3 protein-coding genes are annotated in these 1,233 nt (G+C 72.4%); all 3 read left to right on the forward strand.

Features of this window, described 5'->3' with window-relative positions; all coding sequences use genetic code 11:
- A partial coding sequence (locus AB0G02_RS41065; protein ID WP_360806221.1) for a carboxyl transferase domain-containing protein occupies positions 1 to 851 on the forward strand: 851 nt, incomplete at its 5' end.
- A 13-nt stretch (positions 852 to 864) separates the two neighbouring features.
- Positions 865 to 1,059, forward strand: a complete 195-nt coding sequence (locus AB0G02_RS41070; RefSeq protein ID WP_360806224.1) for an acyl-CoA carboxylase subunit epsilon — start codon at positions 865 to 867, stop codon at positions 1,057 to 1,059.
- A gap of 11 nt (positions 1,060 to 1,070) precedes the next feature.
- Positions 1,071 to 1,233: biotin carboxylase N-terminal domain-containing protein (locus AB0G02_RS41075; RefSeq protein ID WP_360806227.1), on the forward strand; the 163-nt coding region annotated here is incomplete at its 3' end.

The following is a 1,233-nucleotide window of genomic DNA, read 5'->3' on the forward strand; positions in this document are numbered from 1 at the left end:
GGGGGTTGTTTTGCGCGAGCTGCCGGTGGCGCTGCTGCCGCCCAACCACCCGCACCGGTCCGCCGGCCTGGGGGTCGCCGGCGGGTTTCGCCCGCCGCGCCGAGGGGTTGTACGAGCTGGTGCCCGCCGACGGCAACCGGCCCTACGACATGCGGGCGGTCGTCGAGGAGGTCGTCGACGACGGGTTCCTCCTGGAGGTGCAGGAGGGTTGGGCGACCAACGTGATCTGCGCGTTCGCCCGGTTGGGCGGCCACGTCGTCGGCGTGGTCGCCAACCAGCCGTCCGTGCTGGCCGGCGCCCTGGACATCGCGGCGTCGGAGAAGGCGGCGAGGTTCGTGCAGACGTGCGACTGCTTCAACATCCCCCTCGTCACGTTCGTGGACGTGCCCGGCTTCCTGCCGGGTGTCGCCCAGGAGCACGACGGCATCATCCGCCACGGCGCGAAGCTGCTGGCCGCCTACTGCAACGCCACCGTGCCGCGCCTGTCGGTGATCGTCCGCAAGGCCTACGGCGGCGCGTACATCGTCATGGACTCCCGCTCGATCGGCGCGGACCTCGTGCTGGCGTGGCCGGCCAACGAGATTGCCGTCATGGGACCGGAAGCGGCCGTGGACATCATCTTCCGGCGCGACCTCGCGGCCGCGAACGGCGACCGGGAGGCGGTGCGCGAGCAGAAGGTCGACCTGTACCGCGCCGAGCTCATGCACTTCACCCACGCCGCCGAGCGCGGCCTCGTCGACGACGTGATCGACCCGGCCGACACCCGGCCGGTGCTCATCCGCGGCCTGGAGATGCTGCACTCCAAGCACGCCGACCTGCCGCTGCGCAAGCACGGCAACACACCCCTGTAGGGAAGGAGCGGTCATGGTCGACGAGTCCGTGCTGCGGATCGAGTCCGGGACGCTCGACGAGGTCGAGCTGGGCGCCCTGGTGGCGGTGCTGTGCCTCGTCACCCGGCGACCACCGGAGGACGCGCGGCCCCCGGCCGCAACCCGGTGGCTGCACCCGGAGCGGGCCGCGGTGTTCGTCCCGCCGCACAGCTGGCGCAGCGCCGGGTGACGAGCGGGCCGATCGAGGACGAGAGGGGGGAGTTCCAGGTGCACAAGGTGCTCATCGCCAACCGGGGCGAGATCGCGGTCCGGGTGATCAGGGCGGCGCGGGACGCGGGGATCGCGAGCGTCGCGGTGTACGCCGAGCCGGACGTCGACGCGCCGTTCGTGGCGCTCGCGGACG

The organism is Actinosynnema sp. NPDC023658 (genome assembly GCF_040639995.1).
In the GTDB taxonomy this organism is placed as follows: Bacteria; Actinomycetota; Actinomycetes; order Mycobacteriales; family Pseudonocardiaceae; genus Actinosynnema.

Excerpts from the sequence above, each read along its gene's own strand:
- AB0G02_RS41070 (WP_360806224.1), top strand. The coding sequence starts at position 865 with ATGGTCGACGAGTCCGTGCTGCGGATCGAGTCCGGGACGCTCGACGAG.